Origin of the sequence: Rhodococcus sp. PvP016 (assembly GCF_017832185.1) — a bacterium.
Lineage (GTDB): Bacteria > Actinomycetota > Actinomycetes > Mycobacteriales > Mycobacteriaceae > Rhodococcoides.
Genome location: NZ_JAFIBH010000001.1, coordinates 2465900 through 2485609 on the forward strand (window position 1 = coordinate 2465900; position 19710 = coordinate 2485609).

Annotated in this window: 21 protein-coding genes; 11 read left to right on the top strand and 10 right to left on the bottom strand. The window is 68.2% G+C overall.

Going from position 1 to position 19710, the window contains the following annotated elements; all coding sequences use genetic code 11:
• Positions 1–158 precede the first annotated feature (158 nt).
• Genes JOE30_RS11625 through JOE30_RS11640 form a run of 4 tightly spaced genes read left to right on the top strand, consistent with a single transcriptional unit; the run spans position 159 to position 4466 of the window.
• Complete coding sequence (locus JOE30_RS11625; protein WP_307806152.1) at positions 159–1532, top strand: extracellular solute-binding protein; 1374 nt, start codon at positions 159–161, stop codon at positions 1530–1532.
• A complete protein-coding gene (locus JOE30_RS11630) occupies positions 1529–2467 on the top strand; it encodes a carbohydrate ABC transporter permease (protein ID WP_239532357.1) in 939 nt (312 codons plus the stop codon). The genes JOE30_RS11625 and JOE30_RS11630 overlap by 4 nt, the downstream gene beginning before the upstream one ends.
• A 3-nt stretch (positions 2468–2470) precedes the next feature.
• Positions 2471–3301: a carbohydrate ABC transporter permease gene (locus JOE30_RS11635; RefSeq protein WP_042574700.1), complete on the top strand. Its 831-nt coding sequence runs from the start codon at positions 2471–2473 to the stop codon at positions 3299–3301.
• 4 nt (positions 3302–3305) lie between these two features.
• Positions 3306–4466 carry an ABC transporter ATP-binding protein gene (locus tag JOE30_RS11640; protein ID WP_204866824.1) on the top strand — a complete coding sequence of 387 codons (1161 nt, stop codon included), beginning with the start codon at positions 3306–3308 and terminating at the stop codon, positions 4464–4466.
• Positions 4467–4533: 67 nt separating this feature from the next.
• On the opposite strand, the gene JOE30_RS11645 is transcribed toward JOE30_RS11640, so the two are convergent.
• The gene (locus JOE30_RS11645; RefSeq protein ID WP_027503847.1) at positions 4534–5382 is read right to left on the bottom strand and encodes a hypothetical protein; all 849 of its coding nucleotides are present in this window, start codon (positions 5380–5382) and stop codon (positions 4534–4536) included.
• Positions 5372–6082, bottom strand: coding sequence for a metallophosphoesterase (locus tag JOE30_RS11650; protein ID WP_204866826.1), 711 nt, complete (start codon positions 6080–6082; stop codon positions 5372–5374). Before JOE30_RS11650 ends, JOE30_RS11645 begins: the two co-directional genes overlap by 11 nt.
• Positions 6083–6142: 60 nt before the next feature.
• Between JOE30_RS11650 and JOE30_RS11655 the strand changes: the two genes are divergently transcribed.
• From JOE30_RS11655 to JOE30_RS11670, 4 genes are all read left to right on the top strand, one after another.
• Positions 6143–6757 carry a suppressor of fused domain protein gene (locus JOE30_RS11655; protein WP_204866828.1) on the top strand — a complete coding sequence of 205 codons (615 nt, stop codon included), beginning with the start codon at positions 6143–6145 and terminating at the stop codon, positions 6755–6757.
• Positions 6758–6785: 28 nt separating this feature from the next.
• Positions 6786–7664 carry a PHP domain-containing protein gene (locus tag JOE30_RS11660; protein ID WP_204866831.1) on the top strand — a complete coding sequence of 293 codons (879 nt, stop codon included), beginning with the start codon at positions 6786–6788 and terminating at the stop codon, positions 7662–7664.
• The gene (locus JOE30_RS11665) at positions 7661–7918 is read left to right on the top strand and encodes a hypothetical protein (RefSeq protein WP_027503843.1); all 258 of its coding nucleotides are present in this window, start codon (positions 7661–7663) and stop codon (positions 7916–7918) included. Before JOE30_RS11660 ends, JOE30_RS11665 begins: the two co-directional genes overlap by 4 nt.
• Positions 7919–8297: 379 nt before the next feature.
• Positions 8298–9446: an NADP-dependent malic enzyme gene (locus tag JOE30_RS11670; protein ID WP_204870303.1), complete on the top strand. Its 1149-nt coding sequence runs from the start codon at positions 8298–8300 to the stop codon at positions 9444–9446.
• 6 nt (positions 9447–9452) lie between these two features.
• Here JOE30_RS11670 and JOE30_RS11675 read toward each other — a convergent pair whose 3' ends face one another.
• The 4 genes from JOE30_RS11675 to JOE30_RS11690 are packed head-to-tail and all read right to left on the bottom strand — an operon-like array spanning position 9453 to position 12911.
• Positions 9453–10133, bottom strand: coding sequence for an ABC transporter permease (locus JOE30_RS11675; RefSeq protein ID WP_204866833.1), 681 nt, complete (start codon positions 10131–10133; stop codon positions 9453–9455).
• The gene (locus JOE30_RS11680; protein ID WP_204866835.1) at positions 10130–10807 is read right to left on the bottom strand and encodes an ABC transporter permease; all 678 of its coding nucleotides are present in this window, start codon (positions 10805–10807) and stop codon (positions 10130–10132) included. Before JOE30_RS11680 ends, JOE30_RS11675 begins: the two co-directional genes overlap by 4 nt.
• Positions 10807–11943 (bottom strand): ABC transporter ATP-binding protein, encoded by a 1137-nt coding sequence (locus JOE30_RS11685; protein WP_204866837.1) that lies wholly within the window; start codon positions 11941–11943, stop codon positions 10807–10809. The genes JOE30_RS11680 and JOE30_RS11685 overlap by 1 nt, the downstream gene beginning before the upstream one ends.
• On the bottom strand, positions 11940–12911 hold the full coding sequence (locus JOE30_RS11690; RefSeq protein ID WP_204866838.1) for an ABC transporter substrate-binding protein: 972 nt from the start codon (positions 12909–12911) through the stop codon (positions 11940–11942). The genes JOE30_RS11685 and JOE30_RS11690 overlap by 4 nt, the downstream gene beginning before the upstream one ends.
• Positions 12912–12991: 80 nt before the next feature.
• Here JOE30_RS11690 and JOE30_RS11695 point away from each other — a divergent pair, with 80 nt between their 5' ends.
• Entirely contained in the window at positions 12992–13831 is an 840-nt protein-coding gene (locus tag JOE30_RS11695) for a glycine betaine ABC transporter substrate-binding protein (RefSeq protein WP_204866840.1), read from the top strand.
• On the opposite strand, the gene JOE30_RS11700 is transcribed toward JOE30_RS11695, so the two are convergent.
• The 3 genes from JOE30_RS11700 to JOE30_RS11710 are packed head-to-tail and all read right to left on the bottom strand — an operon-like array spanning position 13811 to position 17163.
• A complete protein-coding gene (locus tag JOE30_RS11700; RefSeq protein ID WP_204866842.1) occupies positions 13811–14722 on the bottom strand; it encodes an alpha/beta hydrolase in 912 nt (303 codons plus the stop codon). The genes JOE30_RS11695 and JOE30_RS11700 overlap by 21 nt on opposite strands.
• Positions 14723–14743: 21 nt before the next feature.
• Complete coding sequence (locus tag JOE30_RS11705; RefSeq protein ID WP_204866844.1) at positions 14744–15583, bottom strand: SDR family oxidoreductase; 840 nt, start codon at positions 15581–15583, stop codon at positions 14744–14746.
• The gene (locus tag JOE30_RS11710) at positions 15580–17163 is read right to left on the bottom strand and encodes an NAD(P)/FAD-dependent oxidoreductase (RefSeq protein ID WP_204866846.1); all 1584 of its coding nucleotides are present in this window, start codon (positions 17161–17163) and stop codon (positions 15580–15582) included. Before JOE30_RS11710 ends, JOE30_RS11705 begins: the two co-directional genes overlap by 4 nt.
• A gap of 69 nt (positions 17164–17232) precedes the next feature.
• Here JOE30_RS11710 and JOE30_RS11715 point away from each other — a divergent pair, with 69 nt between their 5' ends.
• Together JOE30_RS11715 and JOE30_RS11720 are read left to right on the top strand one after the other, a co-directional pair.
• Complete coding sequence (locus tag JOE30_RS11715) at positions 17233–17859, top strand: TetR/AcrR family transcriptional regulator (protein ID WP_204866848.1); 627 nt, start codon at positions 17233–17235, stop codon at positions 17857–17859.
• 103 nt (positions 17860–17962) lie between these two features.
• Entirely contained in the window at positions 17963–18994 is a 1032-nt protein-coding gene (locus JOE30_RS11720) for a beta-ketoacyl-ACP synthase III (RefSeq protein WP_027503832.1), read from the top strand.
• Between the two features lie 5 nt (positions 18995–18999).
• Here the strand turns inward: JOE30_RS11720 and JOE30_RS11725 are convergent, their stop codons facing one another.
• Positions 19000–19710 (bottom strand): AAA family ATPase, encoded by a 711-nt coding sequence (locus JOE30_RS11725; protein WP_307806153.1) that lies wholly within the window; start codon positions 19708–19710, stop codon positions 19000–19002.

The following is a 19710-nucleotide window of genomic DNA, read 5'->3' on the forward strand; positions in this document are numbered from 1 at the left end:
CCCGTCGGTACCGAAAGCATCACGGGATTGCAACAAGCCACCGTTTTCCTCTCAGCTTTCGACTAGGTTCCACTTCGCAGGGAATGCGTGTCCAACGAAGCACACGCTGCGGAGTCGGGCCGACTGTGGCGCCTTCTCTTGCGGCAGAGGAGGCGGTCGTGCCGAAGAGGTACAGGGCGAGGAAACTCGCAGCGACAGGGGCCGCCGCGGTGGTGGCCGGAAGTCTGTTGGCGGGGTGTGGATCCTCCGACGACGGAATCGTGTTGAGTTTCTACACCGCCGCCGACGGCGCGGAGCAGTACGCGGCGGCGGCGCAGGCGTGCACCGAGCAGTCGGGCGGCGCGTACCGGGTGGAGCAGCGCACGCTCCCCAAGAGCGCCAACGATCAGCGCCTGCAGCTCGCTCGCCGTCTGGCGGGCAACGACCGCACGCTCGATCTGATGACACTCGACGTGGTCTGGACCGCCGAGTTCGCCGAAGCCGGTTGGGCACTGCCGGTTCCGGACGATCTCGAGGCGAAGCTGCGCGACGGATCGGTGCTCGAGGGCCCGCTCGCCACCGCCGAGTGGCTCGATCCCGAGACGGAGCAGAAGGGCAAGCTGTACGCGGTCCCGCTGAACTCCAACACCCAGTTGCTCTGGTACCGCCCGGACATGGTGCCGAACGGCCAGCCGCCGGCGACGTGGGACGACCTCATCGCCACCGCCGGCGAGAACGCCGCCTCCGGCAAGCCCGCGGCCATCGGTGTGCAGGCGAAGCAGTACGAGGGCTTCATGGTCTGGTTCAACACCCTCCTCGAGAGTGCCGGCGGATCCGTCGTCGGCGAGGACGGCACCACCGTGACACTGAACGACACCCCCGAGCACCGCGCGGCCACCGAGAAGGCGCTCTCGATCATCAAGAGCGTCGCGACCGCTCCCGGCGCCGACCCCTCGGTCTCCCAGAGTGACGAGGGCACAGCACGTCTCGGCGTCGAGGCGGGCACCATGTTCGCCGAGGTGAACTACCCGTTCGTGCTCCCCGGACTCAAGGAGAACGCCGCCGCGGGCGGCGTGTCCTTCCTCGACCTGTCCACCGTTCCCGCCGACCAGCAGGACGCGGCGGTGAACGAGGTGTTCCGCAGCGCGCCGTACCCCTCGGTGAACCCCGGTGAGCCCGCCAAGGTCACCATCGGAGGGTTCAACATCGGTGTCGCCAAGACCACCGAGCATCCCGACGAGGCGTGGGCCGCCGTCGCGTGCCTGACCGACGAGCAGAACCAGCGCAACAACGCCGTCGACGGCGGTGTGCCGCCGGTGATCCGCTCGCTCTACGACGATCCCGAGTTCCAGGCCGCCTACCCGGCATGGGAGGGCGTTCTCGGCTCGATCGAGAGTGCGGCAGTACGGCCCGTCTCGCCTGCTTACCAGTCCATCTCGATTCTTCTCACCGACGCACTGAACCCGCCGCAGAACATCGATCCGGTCGGTGACGTCGACAAGCTCGCCGACCTGGTGCGCCAGGCCGTGAACTCCGAAGGGCTGATCCCATGACCGTCACCGACGAGCCCCGGCGCACGCAGAAGCACGCGAAAGCGGCCGAAGCGTTGTCCGAGGGGAAGAAGGCGGAGCGCAAACTCGGCTTGCTGCTGATCGCTCCCGCCGCGATCCTGATGCTCGCCGTCACCGCGTATCCCATCATCTACGCGTTCTGGTTGAGCTTGCAGAAGTACAACCTGGCATTCCCCGACGACAAAGAATTCGTCGGTCTCTCCAACTACGTCTCCGTCCTCACCGACGGGTACTGGTGGACGGCGTTCGCCGTGACGGTGGCCATCACCGTCATCTCGGTCGCCATCGAGTTCGTCCTCGGACTCGCCGTCGCCCTGGTCATGCACCGCACCATCTTCGGGTGCGGACTGGTGCGCACCGTGGTCCTCATCCCGTACGGCATCGTCACCGTCGCCGCCGCGTACAGCTGGTACTACGCGTGGACACCGGAGACGGGCTACCTGGCCAATCTCCTGCCCGACGGCAGTGCACCGCTGACACAGCAGATTCCATCGCTGGCCATCGTGGTTCTCGCCGAGGTGTGGAAGACGACGCCGTTCATGGCGCTGCTTCTGCTCGCCGGTCTCGCGTTGGTTCCGGACGACCTGACCAAGGCCGCCCAGGTGGACGGCGCCGGTGCCTGGACCCGCCTGATCCGCATCATCATTCCGCTGATGAAGCCGGCCATCCTGGTGGCGCTGCTGTTCCGCACGCTCGATGCTTTCCGCATCTTCGACAACATCTACGTTCTGACGAAGGGAAGCAACAGCACCGGCTCACTGTCGATCCTGGGTTACGACAACCTCTTCGGGGCGTTCAACCTCGGTATCGGCTCGGCCATCAGTGTGCTGATCTTCTTCTGCGTGGCCATCATCGCCTTCGTCTTCATCAAACTGTTCGGGGCGTCCGCACCCGGCTCCGACGCGGAAGGACGCTGACCCATGGCAGCCACCACGAAGACGAAGGCCGGCTGGTCGATCGTCAACCTTCTCGTCCTGCTGTACGCGCTGATCCCGCTCGTGTGGATCATCAGCCTGTCGTTCAAGCCGGTGGCGAACATCGCCGACGGCAAGTTCATCCCCACCACGTGGACGTTCGACAACTACAAGGGCATCTTCCAGACGTCCCAGTTCACCAGCGCCCTGATCAACTCCATCGGCATCGGTCTCATCACCACGCTCATCGCGGTGGTCATCGGCACGATGGCGGCCTACGCCGTCGCTCGTCTCGACTTCCCCGGCAAGAAGCTCCTCGTCGGTGCCGCGCTGCTCATCGCGATGTTCCCCCAGATCTCGCTCGTCACACCGCTGTTCGACATCGAGCGTGCGCTGGGACTGTTCGACACCTGGCCGGGCCTGATCATCCCGTACATCACGTTCGCGCTCCCGCTCGCCATCTACACGCTCTCCGCGTTCTTCCGTGAGATCCCCTGGGAGCTGGAGAAGGCCGCCAAGATGGACGGTGCCACCCCGGGACAGGCGTTCCGCAAGGTCATCGCACCGCTCGCGGCACCGGGCATCGTCACCGCGGCGATCCTCGTCTTCATCTTCGCGTGGAACGACCTGCTGCTCGCCATCTCGTTGACGGCCACCGAGCGTTCGGTCACGGTGCCGGCAGCGATTTCACAGTTCACCGGTAGTTCGCAGTTCGAGGAACCGACGGGCTCGATCGCGGCTGCGGCCGTGGTCATCACCATCCCGATCATCATCTTCGTCCTGTTCTTCCAACGTCGTATCGTGGCGGGCCTGACGTCCGGCGCAGTGAAGGGATAAGTCCATGGCCGAAATCGTTCTCGACAAAGTGACCAAGCTGTACCCGGACGGTGCCGCGGCGGTGAGCGACGTCGACATCACCATCGCCGACGGCGAGTTCATCATCCTGGTCGGACCCTCCGGCTGCGGAAAGTCCACCACCCTCAACATGATCGCCGGCCTCGAGGACATCTCGAGCGGCGAGCTGCGCATCGCCGGCGAGCGCGTGAACGAGCGGGCGCCGAAGGATCGCGACATCGCGATGGTGTTCCAGTCGTACGCGCTCTACCCCCACATGACGGTGCGCGACAACATCGCCTTCCCTCTGACGCTCGCCAAGATGAGCAAGGAGGACATCGCGAAGAAGGTCGACGACGCCGCCCGCATCCTCGACCTCGGACAGCACCTCGACCGCAAGCCGTCCAACCTCTCCGGTGGTCAGCGTCAGCGCGTCGCGATGGGACGCGCGATCGTCCGCAGCCCCAAGGCGTTCCTCATGGACGAGCCGCTGTCGAACCTCGATGCCAAGCTGCGCGTGCAGATGCGGACCGAGATCGCCCAGCTGCAGAAGCGTCTCGAGACCACCACGGTGTACGTGACGCACGACCAGACCGAGGCCATGACGCTCGGCGACCGCGTCGTCGTGCTCCGCGGCGGACTGGTGCAGCAGATCGGCTCGCCGCAGGAGCTCTACGATCACCCGCGAAACCTGTTCGTGGCGGGCTTCATCGGGTCGCCGTCCATGAACTTCGTGTCGGGTCGTCTGACCGAGGGCGGGGTCACCACCTCGCTCGGTGAGATCCGGTTGAGCGACGAGGCGCGGCAGAAGATCGCCTCGAAGAACGCGAAGGGGGACGTCGTCGTCGGCATCCGCCCCGAGCATCTCGAGGACGCCTCGCTCGTCGAGTCGTACCAGAAGATCAACGGCAGCACGTTCTCGGCGCGCGTCGAGGTGCTGGAGTCGATGGGGTCGGACAAGTACATCTACTTCTCCGCCGAGGGCCCCAAGGTCACCTCGCGCGAACTCGACGAGCTGGCTGCGGATTCCGGCGCGGACGGCGGCCAGTTGGTCGCTCGACTCTCGGCCGAGTCCGCCGCTCGCATGGGGGAGTCCATCGAGCTGTGGTTCGACCAGAAGCGCGTGTCGGTGTTCGACGTCGAGTCGGGTGCCAACCTGACGCTCTGACCGCTCGAACGCGACGACGGCCCCCACCGCACGGTGGGGGCCGTCGTCGTCTCGGTCGGCGCCCGTCTCAGTTCGGGGCGGCCTCCTTGAGTTGCGCGATGATCTCGTCGTTCCAGATGTGGCTGCGCACCAAGCGATAACGCTCACGCGCCACCCACATGTAGGCCTCGGCGTCGGTGTGGCGGGTCAGCATGCCCCCTACGGACCGCACCATCCGGACGACCGGCAGGAACTCTTCACCGAACCACCGGCGGGCGACGGTGCGGCGGTCGACGAACTCGCCGAGCTCCTGCATCAGACGGAAACCCCAGGCCTCCACCGCATCCGAGAGTTCGGCGTACTGCCACGGATCCGTGAACTCGATCGCCTCTCGCGACTTCCCGGTGAGGGGGACGCGGCTGAGGAAGATGCGCCGGTGATCCTTCACCAGGAGGTCGCCCCTCGTGGAGATGCCGTCAGGTGAGATGCGGGTGATGATCTCGGTGACGTAGGCCTCGATGGTGAGACTGTGCATCGCACAGGCGATGGACACGCGATGGTGCCCGTCGATGACGAAATGCATGCCGCCGACGCGGTACACCTCGATGGGGGGCATCGGTTCCCCGCGTCGCCAGGCGGTGGCGAGGCGCTGCCAGCGTTCGCGCGTCCGCGTCGACGTGGGGCGGAAGTACCGGTCGAAGTCGCGGGTGCGATCCACGCTGCCCACGATCGAGTCGACCCGGATGACCTCGAGTCCGACGCGGCGCTCCCGCACCTTGCCCAGGGCCGCGACAACCTCGTCGAACGGCAGAATCGTGTTGATGTCGTCCGGTTGACGGCGCAGCCAGCCGACCAACCGCGCCACGTCCGCGCGCCGGCGCTGGCGGGAGAAGTCGTTCTGCGCATCGGCAGCGGGGAATCCGGTGTCACGAGCCATGACGTCGCCTCTCGATGATGGGCGCGGTGTCGCCGCCCGGGGTGATGTCGATCAGGGCGTAGCCGACGGTGTTGATCACCGTGGCTCCGTGCAGCTGTCGGTCGGCCGGTCTCGTGCCGTGCGGGTGGATGTGTCCGTGGACGAGGAGCTGAGGCCGCAACCGCTCGGTGAGCGGATCGAGACACCGGAAACCGCGGTGTGGTGCGTCCTCGGCGTCGCCGAGACCGAAGGGTGGGCTGTGGGTCAGCAGGACGTCGACCCCGTGTGCGTCCGCTCCGCGTCGCAGCAGCGGGTGCCAGGTGTGGGTCCGGATCAACGACCCGGAGCGCCGTTTCTGCTGCCGTTCCGTCCACTGGTTGGGTCCGTCGCGGTAGCGGATGGACCCGCCCAGCCCCGCGATCCGCAGACCGGCGGCGCTGACGATCCGTCGATCGGCGTTGACGGCGCCGTCCGGACCGGGCCAGCTCGACGGCAGCCCGGCACGCATCCAGCCGGCTCGACCGGCCGAGTACCCGGTGAGGTCGGCGTCGTGGTTGCCGGGGACGAAGACGCACGGGGCGTCGGCGGCCTCCGCGAGGTGCTCGAGATACTCGAACGGCAGGTCGCCGGCACCGAGAACCAGGTCGACGTCGAACGGGAGTGTGCGCGCGTTCCACAGGCCTTCGACCACCTCGTCGGACACCGTCAGCACAGTCACCACACGCAGGACCGTACCGGCACGCCGGTCCCGTCGGAGCCGGTACGGACGTCGTGGGGTTGGATGGACGACGTGAGTGGGAGCGACGTGACAGCGCAGGTGCGAACCCATCTGCAGACGGTGCTCGGTCAGGACGACCCGTCCAGCGCCTCCGTGACCTTCCTGGGCCTCGAGCCACTGGAGGTGTTGCTGTTCGCTGCCGACGTCGAGGGAGTCGTGCGGTTCGCCACACTCGGGTGCTCGCGGCATCCTATGGCCGACCCGTCCGACATGGTCACCGACTCGCAACGCGGTCCGCGGGCCGAGCTGATCCTGGCGCTGCGCGGAGTCGACGAATCCGTCGCGAAGGTCTGGCGCACGCTCGCCGTCTTCGCCGCGTCGCCCGCGGTGGAGGGCATCGTGCTGGTGCCCGACGCCCTGCTGGACGCCGGCGAGCCTCTCTGGCCCGGTGCTCCGTTCACGGCGGTGCTGCTGACGTCCGAGTCCGGGGTTGCCGATCTCGACCTGCCCGAACCGTACGATCCGGTGCGGTTCCTGCGGGCCGTGCCGATCACCGGCACCGAGGCGGCGTGGGTGCGCCTGCGCGGAGCCGACGCGTTGCGCGACGCGTGGACCGAGGCGGGGATCGACATCGCCGATCCGCGGCGCTCGGCGGCGTCGCTGCGCCCGCCCACCTGACCGCTCGCCCACCTGACAGACTGAGCGCGTGCTGATCGATCTCCACACCCATTCCACGTCGTCGGACGGAACCGAGACGCCCACCGAGCTGATCGCCACGGCGACCGCCGCGGGCCTCGACGTGATCGCGTTGACCGACCACGACACCACCCACGGCTGGGACGAGGCCGTGGCCGCGGTGACCGCGACGCCCGGGGCGCCCACCCTGGTCCGCGGCATGGAGATGTCGTGCCAGGGCCGCGGAGCCGACGGTGACCCGGTGACGGTGCATCTGCTCGCGTACCTCTTCGACCCCGGGCACGTCGCCTTCGCCGAGGAACGCAGCCGGTTGCGCGGAGAGCGGGAAGTGCGCCTGCGCAGCATGATCGACCGCATGGCGGCCGACGGTTACGACGTCGACGCCGACACCATCCTCGCCGCGGCCGGTCCGTCGGCGGGCCGCCCGCACCTCGCCCGTGCACTCGTCACGGCCGGAGTCGTCGAGACCGTGAACGACGCGTTCACCGACCTGCTGCGGACCGGTGGGAAGTACTACGTCGAGAAGGCGGACACACCACTCGACCTCGCCGTCGAGATGATCGCCGACGCCGGGGGAGTGCCCGTCATCGCCCACGCCCGCGCGCGCACGCGAGGTCGACTCCTGCACATCGAGCACATTCTCGAACTCGCCGCCGGTGGGCGACTCGGCGGACTCGAGGTCGATCACCCCGACCACAGCCCCGAGGACGCGGACGTCCTGCGCGAGATCGCGCGCGAGCACGGTCTCGTCGTGACCGGATCCTCCGACTACCACGGCACCAACAAGACGACGCCGATCGCGGCCCGCACCACCGCCGAGGACCAGTTCGACGCGTTGGTGAGCCGGGCGACGGGCGTGCCGCTCGTCGTACCCGGAGGCCGCCGGTGAAGGCCCTCAGCGGATCGATCACCGCGGGTCTCGTCGTCCTGACGGCGCTCGTCATCGCTGCCGCCGTCGTCGGCGGTGATCGGGGATTCCCCGGTCCCGGCACCGCGTCCATCGCGTGGCACGTCGCCGCCGTCGTCGCGGCGCTCCTGCTCCAACGCATCGCCGACCATCGCTCGCGCGGGGTGTCGTTCCTCGGCTCCCTGGGCGTGCTGGTGGTCGCGGGAGCCCTGCTGTGGACGCAATGGTGGGGCTGACGAGTCAGTGGTGGGGCTGACGACGCAGTCGTGGGGCCGACCGGCACCTGTTTGCTCCCGAGGAACCGGCGGTGGCACACTGGCTCCACTCGCGATCACCGCCACCCCGTGGTGATCGACCCCGGTCACCGCTCGTCGGTGGCGCGCGAAGTCGGCTCACCCGCCGCGCACGCATCGAGATGTCGTGTGCCCTCGGTTCCCATCCCCCGGGCGCGCATCTCGACCTCCCCTCACGCCTGTGTTCCGCACTCTTCGTGCGGACGATGAAGGAGCGCCCCCAGTGACCGCCGCAACAGATCCGACCGACGACACGACCGGCCTCCGGCCTGCCACCGACGACACGACCGGCCTCCGGCCTGCCCGCGAAGACCTCACGACCATCACGGACGACGAGATCTTCCTCAGCCACGTGGGCGGCAAGCTGTCCGTCGAGCTCACCGCGCCCCTCGAGACCAAGCGCGACCTCTCCATCGCGTACACCCCCGGGGTGGCCAAGGTGAGCAGTGCGATCGCCGCCGATCAGGAGCTGGTGAACAAGTACACCTGGACCGAGCGACTCGTGGTGGTGGTCAGCGACGGCTCCGCGGTGCTGGGTCTGGGCGACATCGGCCCGCGCGCCTCGCTGCCCGTCATGGAGGGAAAGGCAGCACTGTTCAAGAAGTTCGCCGGCCTGAACTCGATCCCGCTGGTGCTCGACACCAACGACGTGGACGAGATCGTCGAGACGCTGATCCGACTGCGCCCCAGCTTCGGAGCCGTGAACCTCGAGGACATCTCGGCACCCCGGTGCTTCGAGATCGAGAAGCGCGTCGTCGAGGCACTCGACTGCCCGGTGATGCACGACGACCAGCACGGCACGGCCATCGTCGTGCTGGCTGCGCTGAAAGGCGCTGTGGCAGTGCAGAAGCGCGAGCTCGCGGGTCTGCGTGTCGTCATCTCCGGTGCGGGAGCCGCGGGTGTCGCGTGCGCGAACATCCTGCTCGCCGCGGGCATCTCGGACGTGGTGGTGCTCGACTCGAAGGGCATCGTCGGTGCGGACCGCGCCGACCTCAATCCCGTGAAGGTGGACCTCGCCTCGCGTACCAACCCGCGCGGCCTCTCCGGGGCGGCCGCCGACGCCCTGACCGATGCGGACGTGTTCCTCGGGGTCTCCGCGGGAAAGATCGGGCACGAGCTCATCGCCTCGATGGCCGACGACAGCATCGTCTTCGCTCTCTCGAACCCGAACCCGGAGATCCATCCGGAGGACGCGAAGAAGTACGCCGGCATCGTCGCCACCGGACGTAGCGACTTCGCCAATCAGATCAACAACGTGCTGGCGTTCCCCGGTGTGTTCCGTGGTGCTCTCGATGCGGGAGCGCGGCGCATCACCGAGAACATGAAGCTCGCCGCCGCGGACGCGATCCTGTCCGTGGTCGGCGACGATCTGAGCGTCGACATGATCGTGCCCAGCCCACTCGACCCGCGGGTCGCTCCGGCCGTCGCTGCGGCGGTGGCCGCGGCCGCGAAGGCGGACGGCGTCGCCTGAGAAGTCTCAGAGACGGGGCGCGCGGCGCAGCCGCCCCGTCCCGGGCGCCGAGGCCCACACCGCGAGGGCCAGCAGGCCGTCCGCCACGAGAGCCAGCACGGCCACTAGGATCGCACCGACCACCACCCGGTCGTAGCTGTAGAGCGCCAGACCGTCGAAGATGTACCGCCCGACGCCGCCGAGGTTGACGAAGGCGGCGACGGTGGCGGTGGCGATGACCTGCAGGGTGGCGTTGCGGATGCCCCCGAGCAGCAGCGGCAGCGCGTTGGGAATCTCCACCCGGAGCAACACCTGGCGTTCGGTCATGCCCATCGCCCGTGCCGCGTCCACGACGGTGGCGTCGACGTTGGCCACACCTGCGTACGTCCCGGCGAGAATGGGCGGGATGCCCAGGAGCACGAGGGCGATCAGTGGGGGCACCAGGCCCAGCCCGAGCAGCAGGACGAGGAACGTCAGCACGCCGAGCGTCGGCAGCGAGCGCAGGCTGTTCACGAGGCCGACCAGGGCCACCTCGCCGCGGCGCAGGTGCCCGATCAGCAGTCCCAGTGGAACCGCCACGACGACGGAGAACAGCACGGCGAGAAAGCTGTACCAGACGTGCTCGGTGAGACGCGTCGCGATACCGGTGCCGCCGGACCAGTTGGCGCCGTCGAGGATGTAGCCGATCGCGTCGGAGAAGATGCTCATGCGTGGGCCTCCGTCACTCGTCGCCGGCGCGTCGAGGGCGCGCCGGCGCGGGTCCACGGCGTCAGCGCCCGCCCGAGCAGGAACAGCAGAGCGTCGAAGACCAGGGCCAACACGACGATCGCGATGATGCCCGCCAGGATCTGGTCGGGATAGTCGCGCTGGTAGCCCTGGGTGAAGAGCTGTCCGAGACCACCGATGCCGATGACCGATCCGACCGACACCATCGAGATGTTGGTGACCGCGACGACGCGGACGTTCGCGACGAGCACGGGAAGTGCCAGCGGCAGTTCGACGGTCGCGGCGCGGCGGAACCGTCCGAAGCCGACCGCGGTGGCCGCGTCGACGACGGCGGGGGATACCGAGTCGAGTGCCTCGGGCACCGCGCGGACGAGCAGCGCCGTGGAGTACACCGTGAGCGCGATGACCACGTTCAGCGGATCGAGGACCTGCAGTCCCGCGATGAGCGGGATGGTGACGAACAGTGCGAGCGAGGGGATCGTGAACGCGACGCTCGCCACCACCAGGGTCAGACGCCGCAGCCAGCCCACCGTGCGTACGGCCGCGCCCACGGGCACAGCGACGACCAGTCCGACGAGCAGCGGTACCAGCGACAGGTACAGGTGGGTCCGCGTCAGCTCGAGGACGATGTCGATGTTGTCGATCAACCAGCGCATCAGGGCTTCTCGAAGTACTGGCGGCCGCGCTCGCGGTCCTCGGCTCGACGCTGGTCCGCCAGCAACGCCACCACCTCGGTGGCGTCGATCCCGCCCAGGACGGCACCGTTCGCGTCGACCGCCACGCCGACGCCGGAGGGCGACGAGATGGCCGCGTCCAGCGCCTGCCGCAGATCGCCCGACGGCGGGTACAGCGAGCCGCCCGCGGAGGTGCTGTCCGCGATGCTCGCGCCGGACTTGAGGGCCTCGAGACCGGTGACGTCCATCCAGCCTCGCGGACGGCCCTCGGCGGAGACGACGAGCAGCCACTGGCCCTCGTCGAGACGGACGGACGCCGCGTCCTGTTCCGACGCTGTCGTGATGGGGTGCACGGACAACTCGTCACCGTGCCGGAACGACAGTCCACGGTACCCGCGGTCCCGCCCGACGAACGACGCGACGAAGTCGGTCGCGGGAGCCGACAGCACCACGTCGGGAGTGTCGTACTGCTGCAACGTCCCGCCGGTGCCGAAGACGGCGATGCGATCGCCGAGTTTGACGGCCTCGTCGATGTCGTGCGTGACGAAGACGATGGTCTTCTTCAGATCGGCCTGCAGCCTGAGCATCTCGGTCTGCAGGTCCTCGCGCACCACCGGATCCACGGCGCTGAACGGCTCGTCCATCAACAGGATCGGAGGATCGGCCGCCAGGGCACGGGCGACTCCGACTCGCTGCTGCTGGCCGCCCGAGAGCTGAGAGGGGTACCGCGTGGCCAGCGACAGATCGAGGCCGACGCGCTCGAGGACCTCCATCGCGTCGCGACGGGCCTCCTTGCGCGAACGACCCGTCAGCACCGGAACGGTGGCGACGTTGTCGACGACGGTGCGGTGAGGCAACAGGCCGGCGCTCTGGATGACGTAACCGATGCCCAGCCGGAGCTTGACGGCGTCGACGGTCGAGATGTCTCGACCGTCGACGCTGATCGTGCCCGACGTGGGCTCGATCATCCGGTTGATCATCCGCATCGAGGTCGTCTTGCCGCAGCCCGACGGGCCGACGAAGACGGTGAACGATCGATCCTCGATCCGGAGATCGAGAGAGTCGACCGCGAGCGTTCCGTCCGGGTACTGCTTGGTGACTCCCTCGAACGAGATCACGAGACCGGCTTGTCCAGACCCTGCTCGACGACCCAGGCGTTCGCGGCGGCGGCGGGCTCGGTCTTCGCGTCGCCCGACACCTCCTGGTTCAGCGCGAGCAACTCGACCGTCGTGAGCTTGGCCGAGACGGCGTCCAGAACGGCGGTGAGCTTGTCCGACTTCTTCGACGCGTTGTAGACGGGAACCACGTTCTGCGCCGGGAAGTTGTTGTCCGGGTCGCCCAGTGCCACGAAGTCGTTCTCGACGATGGCAGGCGTGGTGGTGAACAGGTTGGCCGCGGTGATGTCTCCCGCCGCCAGGGCGGCCACGGTTGCCGGGCCGCCGCCGTCGGAGATCGGAACGAAGTTGGCGGCCGGGATGTCGACGCCGTACTTGTCGCGCAGACCGGGCAGGCCGACGGGACGCTCGGCGAACTCGGGCGGCCCGCCGAACTTGACCTCACCCGCGTACGGCGCGAGATCGGCGATGTTGGTCAGGTTCCAGCGCGTCGCGGTGTCCCGCGTGACGACGACGGCGTCCTTGTCCTCGCCGGGGGCCGGCGTGGATGCCAGCAGGTCATCGCTCAGTGCCGCCGTGAGGGCGGTGTTCACCTCGTCGGGGGCCGTGGCCGTGGCCTCGGGGTCCAAGTACAGCAACAGGTTTCCGGTGTAGTCCGGGATGAGGTCGATGGAGCCGTCGCGGACGGCCGGGATGTAGGCCTCACGGCTGCCGATGGACAGGCGCGTGCTGGCGTCGAAGCCGTTGGCCTTCAACGCGTCGGCGTAGATGTTGGCGATGATCTCGGACTCGGTGAAGTTCGCGGAACCGACGACGATGGTGTTCGGATCGCCTCCGCTACCACCCTCACCGCCGCTGCTCAGTGGATCGGAGTCGCCGCCGCAGGCGGACAGGGTGAGTGCTGCAGCGGCCACCAGAGCGGTGGCGGCGACGCGCACGGAACGTGAGGTGGTGCGACGTGTCGTGTTCACTGTTCGAGTGTAACGATAGGCCCCGACACCGGCCCGCTTTCGGCGCCGGAACGCCGGTGGCGGGTTCGAGAGGATGGTCGATGCGGGTCTGCAGGTCGGTCGTCGCGGCGCTGCTCGCGACCTCGGTGGTGGCCGGGTGTTCGAGCACCGGCGGCCCCGCGGGGACGACGCAGCCGCAGCCGCTGGTGGTCGCCGACACGGGAACTCCGGTGCAGACGGTACTGGCGCACCTGTATGCCGACGCGCTGTCGCGCGGGGGAGCGGCCGCTCGGGTGGACACGGTCGACGGTCTCACCGGCGCGCTCGCCGGCCTCGACGACGCTTCGGTCGCGCTCGTCCCCGGTTTCACCGGATCGCTGCTGGCACAACTGGATCCGTCGTCCACCGCGCGGGCACCCGAGGACGTCTACGCCGATCTGGCGCGCGCACTGCCGGAGTGGCTGGCCGTCACCGACCAGGGTCTCGCCGAGAACGGGCCGACGGTGTCCGTCACCGCGGCCGCGGGATCGGCTCTCCCGGAAGCCACTCTGTCGGCTCTGTCTCCGCAGTGTTCCCGCCTCTCCGCAGCGATCGACCCGGCCGTCGATGTGGCCGCGGTGACGCGTGCCCTCGCCGAGAGTTACGACTGTGCGTTCGCTCCTGCCGGCCCCACCGAGGTGACGGTCGTCCGGGCCACGGACCGGGTCGCCGAGGTCGATGCGACCGACGTGGTGCTCGCCGACGATCGGGACGGCCTCACCGCCGACGTCCTCGTCCCCCTCGTGCGCAAGGGCGCCGTGGACGAGACACTGGACCGTCCGCTGCAGGTCGTTGCCGGCGAACTCACCACCGCGGATCTCGCGGAGATGGTCGATCGTGTCCGCGACGGCGAGGATCCGGGCGCGATCGCCGCGAGTTGGCTAGGGATGCAGTCGTTCTGACCAGGCTGTCGCGTCGCGGACGAAGGCGCCGATCTCCCGGACCGCTGCCGCCGCCTCGGCCAGCAGGGTGGCCTGCAGGTGGGCGACGTGCCACAGATCCGTGAGCTCGGTGCACCGTACGGAGACGCCGGCCTCGGTCAATGCGTCGGCGAATCGGAGAATCTGTGGCCGCAGGATCTCGCCGGCGGAGTACTGGATCAACGTCGAGGGGAAGCCGGTCAACGTGCCACGGGCGGGGGCGTAGCGCGGATCGGTCGGGTCACCGTCCCCGAGATACTGCCGAGCCGAGTTCCGCAACCATCGTGCGTCGAGCAGGAAGTCGCGCGGTGCCGGGAAGTCCTGGTCCGCCGGATCGGCCCACGGGGAGATCATCGCGACGCACGACGGTGGTGTGCCACGGTCGACGAGCGCCTGTGTCGTCGCTGCGGCCAGACCCCCGCCGGCCGAATCGCCTACGACAGCAATATGATTCGCGTCGAACCCGTCGGCGACCAGCCCGTCGAACACGGCCAGTGCGTCCTCGAGCGCGGCCGGGCAGGGATGCTCCGGAGCCAGTCGGTAGTGCGCCGCCACCACGACGGCGCCACTGTCCCGAGCGAGCGACGACGTGACGACACGGTGCGTCAGCGGCGACCCCAGCGTGTACGCACCGCCGTGCAGATACAGCACGGCGGTGCGGCGGACGGTGGCACCGACGGTGACCCGTTCGACCGGAACACCGCCCACGGTCTCGCTGCGGATCACCGTGCCCTCCGGCAGCGGTAGCGACCGGGCCGCGACCTCGAGCAGTGTGCGCTGCACCGGAACCGGGAGGTGCGGGTTCAGAATCACACGGAACACCGGTTTCAGAACTCGCGACACCACGGGCAACGGCAGAGTCATCGGTCGCATCGCCCGAACCTACCGTCAGCCCTACCGCTGGGTGGTGGTCCGCGGCAGGACGCGCGAGGACAGCCTGACGATGATGTCCTGGTACCGCGATCCCGTGACGCGGGCGAGGGCGTCGAGCGCACGGGCGTCGTTGCCGATGAGCACGCGGGCCTTGTTCTTCTCCACTCCGCGCAGGATCACCAGGGCGGCCTGCTCCGGGGTGGTCTTCGCGAGTCGACGGTCGAAGAACTCGGCCACCGACTTCTGGTCCTGGCCCTCGGCGACGGTCGCATTGCGAGCGATCGCCGTCTTGATGCCGCCCGGGTGGACACACGTGACGTGCACCGGGTGGCGGGCGATCAGCATTTCCTGGCGCAACGCCTCGGTGAAGCCGCGCACGGCGAACTTGGCTGCGTTGTAGGCGGACTGGGACGGGATCGACAGGAGGCCGAACAGGCTGGACACGTTGACCACGTGACCGTCTCCCGACTCGATGAGATGCGGGAGGAATGCCTTCGTACCGTTGACGACGCCCCAGAAGTCGACGTCGATCACGCGTTCGAGGTCCTTGAACTCGGTCTTCTCGACGTCGCCGTGGAAGGCGATACCGGCGTTGTTGTAGACCTGGTTCACCACACCGAAGTGCCGACGCACGGTCTCGGCGTAGTCGAGCACGCTGCCGCGTTCGCTGACGTCGAGGTGGTCGCTGCGGACCTCGGCGCCGCGCTGCTCCACGGCCGCCACGGTGGCGGCCAGGCCGACGGAGTCGACGTCGGACAGTGCGAGTCGTGCTCCGCGCGAGGCCAGTTCGAGAGCCAGCGCGCGGCCGATACCCGATCCGGCCCCGGTCACCACGGCCACTCGGCCACGGAACTCGCTCATCGGGAGATCGCCTTCTCGTCGTCGTTGTCGGTCGTCGCAGGGGCGGGGGTGCCGTCGACTGCGCTCACAGGCCTCGCGACGTCGCCGGCCGCGAGGGCGTCGTACGCCTCGAGGTCGAAGTTGCGAGTGATGCGGCGGAACTCGAAGGTGAAGTCCGGCCACAGCGTCGTGTTGTTGCCGTGCTTGTCGAGGTACCAGCTCGCGCACCCGCCGTTGAGCCACACCGTCTTGTTGAGCTTGGTCTGCAGGTCGGCGTTGAACTCGTCCTGCACCTCGCGGCGCACCTCGACGACACCGAGATCGTGCTTGTCGATCGTGTTGAGCGCGTCGATCACGTAGTTCAGCTGCGACTCGATCATGAACACCATCGAGGTGTGGCCCAGGCCCGTGTTGGGTCCGACCAGGAAGAACAGGTTGGGGAAGCCTGCGACCGTGGCGCCCTTGTATCCCTGCTGTCCGCGCTCGTCGAAGACCTCGGCGAGCGAGCGGCCGTCCTTGCCGAAGATCCCCTGGAAGGTGGGGGAGTCGGTCACGTGGAATCCGGTGGCGACCACCAGGGCGTCGATCTCGCGCTCGGTGCCGTCCGCCGTCACGATCGAGTGCGCCCGGACCTCACGGATACCGTCGGTCACCAGGTCGACGTTCGGTCGATCCAGTGCCGGGTAGTAGTTGTTGGAGATCAGCATCCGCTTGCAGCCGATGCGGAAGTTCGGTGTGACCTTGCGGCGCAGCTCGGTGTCGCGGATGCCCTTCGCGATCTGTCGGCGCGCGATGAACTCGAACGCCTTCATGAGCTTGGGGACGCGGGTGAGGCCGACGACCTGGGTCTCACGCGCGGCATAGATGCCGGTGCGTGACAGACGCTGGTAGCCGGGGAGGTGCTTGAACGCCAGCTTCTCGATGCGGGTGTACTCGCGGTCGAAGCGCGGGAGGACCCACGGGGCGGTGCGCTGGTAGACGTCGAGATGGGCGACCGTCGGCGCGATGGCCGGGACGATCTGGATCGCGGAGGCGCCGGTGCCGATGACGGCGACGCGCTTGCCCTCGAGGCTCGCGTCGTGGTTCCAGCGGGCCGAGTGGAAGATCTCGCCCTGGAAATCGGTGATGCCGGCGATGTCCGGGAGATTCGGCTCGCACAGGGCGCCGACGGCGGACACGACCTTCTTCGCCGTGAAGTTTCCCTGCGTGGTCACGATGTCCCACTGCGAGGTGGCGGTGTTCCAGCGGGCCGACTCGACGTGGCAGTCGAAGACGTGACGGTCGTACACGCGGTACTGCCGCGCGACGCTCTCGATGTACTTCTGGATCTCCGGCTGACGGGAGAACGAGCGGGTCCAGTCCGGGTTCAGCGCGAACGAGTACGAGTAGAGGTGCGAGGGCACGTCGCAGGCGGCACCGGGGTAGGTGTTGTCGCGCCATGTGCCACCGACGTCGCTGCCGCGCTCGAGGACGAGGAAGTCGGTGCTTCCCTGCTGGCTCAGCTTGATCGCGGCGCCCAGTCCCGCGAAACCGCTGCCGATGATGATGGTGTCGACGTAGCGTGCAGCGACAGCTTCGGTATCTGTGACTGGAAGACTCATGAACTCAGACTAGGTCCTTATTGAGCGCAGGTCAACAGTTACTGACGAACGTTCAGTAGTATGGAGCGCATGGACAGCGTGAAGCGAACGCGGCTCAGTCCGGAACAGCGGCGGGCCCAGCTCATCGACCTGGGGGTCGAGATGCTCTCGGAGCGCACGCTGGACGCCATCTCGGTCGAGGACATCGCCGACCAGGCGGGCGTGTCGCGTGGGCTGCTCTTCCACTATTTCTCGTCCAAGCACGACTTCCACGTCGCGATCGTCGAGCACACCAGCCGGCAGATGCTCGACGCCACCGAGCCGCCCGTCGGGCTCGACCCGTTGACGACGCTCGCCGTGGCGCTCGCGTCCTACGTCGACTACGTCACCGAGCACCGCTCCAGCTACGTCTCGCTGTTGCGCGGCACCGCGAGCGGGGATCCCGACATGCGGGCCGTCTTCGAGCGCACCCGCGACGTCATGGTCGAACGAACGGTGTCGCAGTTCCCGCTGCTCGGTGTCGAGTGCACCCCGCGTATCGCACTGGCCATCCGCGGCTGGGTGGCGTTCTGCGAGGAGGTCACCATCACCTGGTTGAACCAGGAGGACCTCAGCCGGGACGAGCTGATCGAACTGCTGGTGCACGCGCTGCCTGCCGTGGTGCTGCCGACGGCGGACACGACCGAGTTGTCGTGGGCGAGTGCCGACGCGGGATGACACCTCGAGAGACACCCCCTTCGATCGACGGGTCCGCACCAGTAACGTGAGGGCGTACACCGGCGCACGAGCGGCGGTCGGCAGCACGAGAGGACGGCCTTCGATGGGCGCGCAGATCAGTATCCCGACCGAGACGCGACACTCAGGAATCCTGGGAATCGGGGCCTACCGGCCCGAGCGTGTCGTCACCAACGAGGAGATCTGCAAGACCATCGACTCGAGCGACGAGTGGATCCGTACCCGTACGGGCATCGAGTCCCGCCGCTTCGCCGGTGAGAACGAGAACGTGGTCTCCATGTCGATCGAGGCCGGACGCCGTGCCCTCGAGAATTCCGGCGTGGACGCCGCCGAGATCGGCTGCGTCATCATCGCGACATCCACTCACCTGCTGCTCACACCGCCCGCCGCGTCGATCATCGCGGACGCTCTCGGCACCGGTGGTCCCGGCGCCTTCGACCTCGGCGCGGGCTGCGCGGGCTTCTGCTACGGCCTCGCGCTCGCCTCGGACATGGTCCGCGCGGGCACGTCGGACAAGGTGTTGGTCATCGGCACCGAGCACCTGAGTGTCACGACGCGACCCGACGATCGCGGCACGCGCATGATCTTCGGCGACGGCGCCGGTGCCATGGTCGTCGGCCGCACCGAGGAGCCCGGCATCGGACCGGTCGTCTGGGGTTCGGACGGTTCGCAGGCCGACGCCATCAAGCAGGACAAGGACTGGCTGCAGTACTTCGCGGACCTGAAGGAGGATCCGAACGCCGATCGTCCGTGGATCGCGATGACCGGTATCGCGGTCTTCCGCTGGGCGGCGTTCGAGATGGCCAAGGTGGCGCGCGAGGCCCTCGACAAGGCGGGCGTGAAGGCCTCCGAGCTGGACGTCTTCGTACCGCACCAGGCGAACTCCCGCATCACCGATCTGCTGGCGAAGAGCCTCGAGCTCGCCGAGGACATCCCGGTGGCGCACGACATCGCCGAGGCCGGCAACACCTCGGCCGCCTCGATCCCGCTCGCGGTGGAGGAGGTGCTGCGCACCGGCAAGGCGAAGAAGGGCGACACCGCCCTGCTGCTCGGGTTCGGTGCCGGCCTGTCGTTCGCCGGTCAGGTCGTCACGTTGCCGGAGGCTCCGACCGCCTGATCGTGTCAGAGGTGGCGCAGGAACCGGTCGGGGGCGTCGAAGAACGCCGACCAGTCCCGGACGACCTGCGCCTCCTCCCACGTCGTCGACGACAGACCGTCCTCGCCGAGTTCGAGCAGGCGTGCTCCCGGCATGGCCGCGAGCACCGGTGAGTGCGTCGCCATCACGATCTGCGAGCCCTCCTCGACCAGTTCCTTCATCACCGAGATCAACGCGAGACACGACTGGAACGACAAGGCCGCCTCGGGCTCGTCCATCAACCAGAGCCCCACTGCGACAGGGCGATCCGCGACATAGCGCAGAAACGACTGTCCGTGGGACAGCGCGTTGTAGACGACGTCGGTGTCGCGGACTCGCCGTGCGTCCGCGGACTCGAACAACCCGTGCATCGTCTCGGCGCGCAGAAAACACCCGCCCTGCGGCCGAGGTCGAGCACCGTGGCATGTCAGGTGCTTGTGCAGGTCGGTGTCCTGCGCTCCGCCGCCGGGTGACCACATCGCGTCGGCCGCACCGAGTCCGAAGGCCCAGCACGCGGCCAGCGCCTCCATCAGCGTCGACTTCCCGGTTCCGTTCTCCCCGACGATCACGGTCACAGGACTGTCGAAGTCGAGCCCGGTGCGCACGATCTCGGCGACCACGGGTACCTGCAGATACCACGAAGCCGGGTCGAATCCTCTCCGTGGAGTGAACTCGACCCGGCTCAGTGGCAGCGTCAC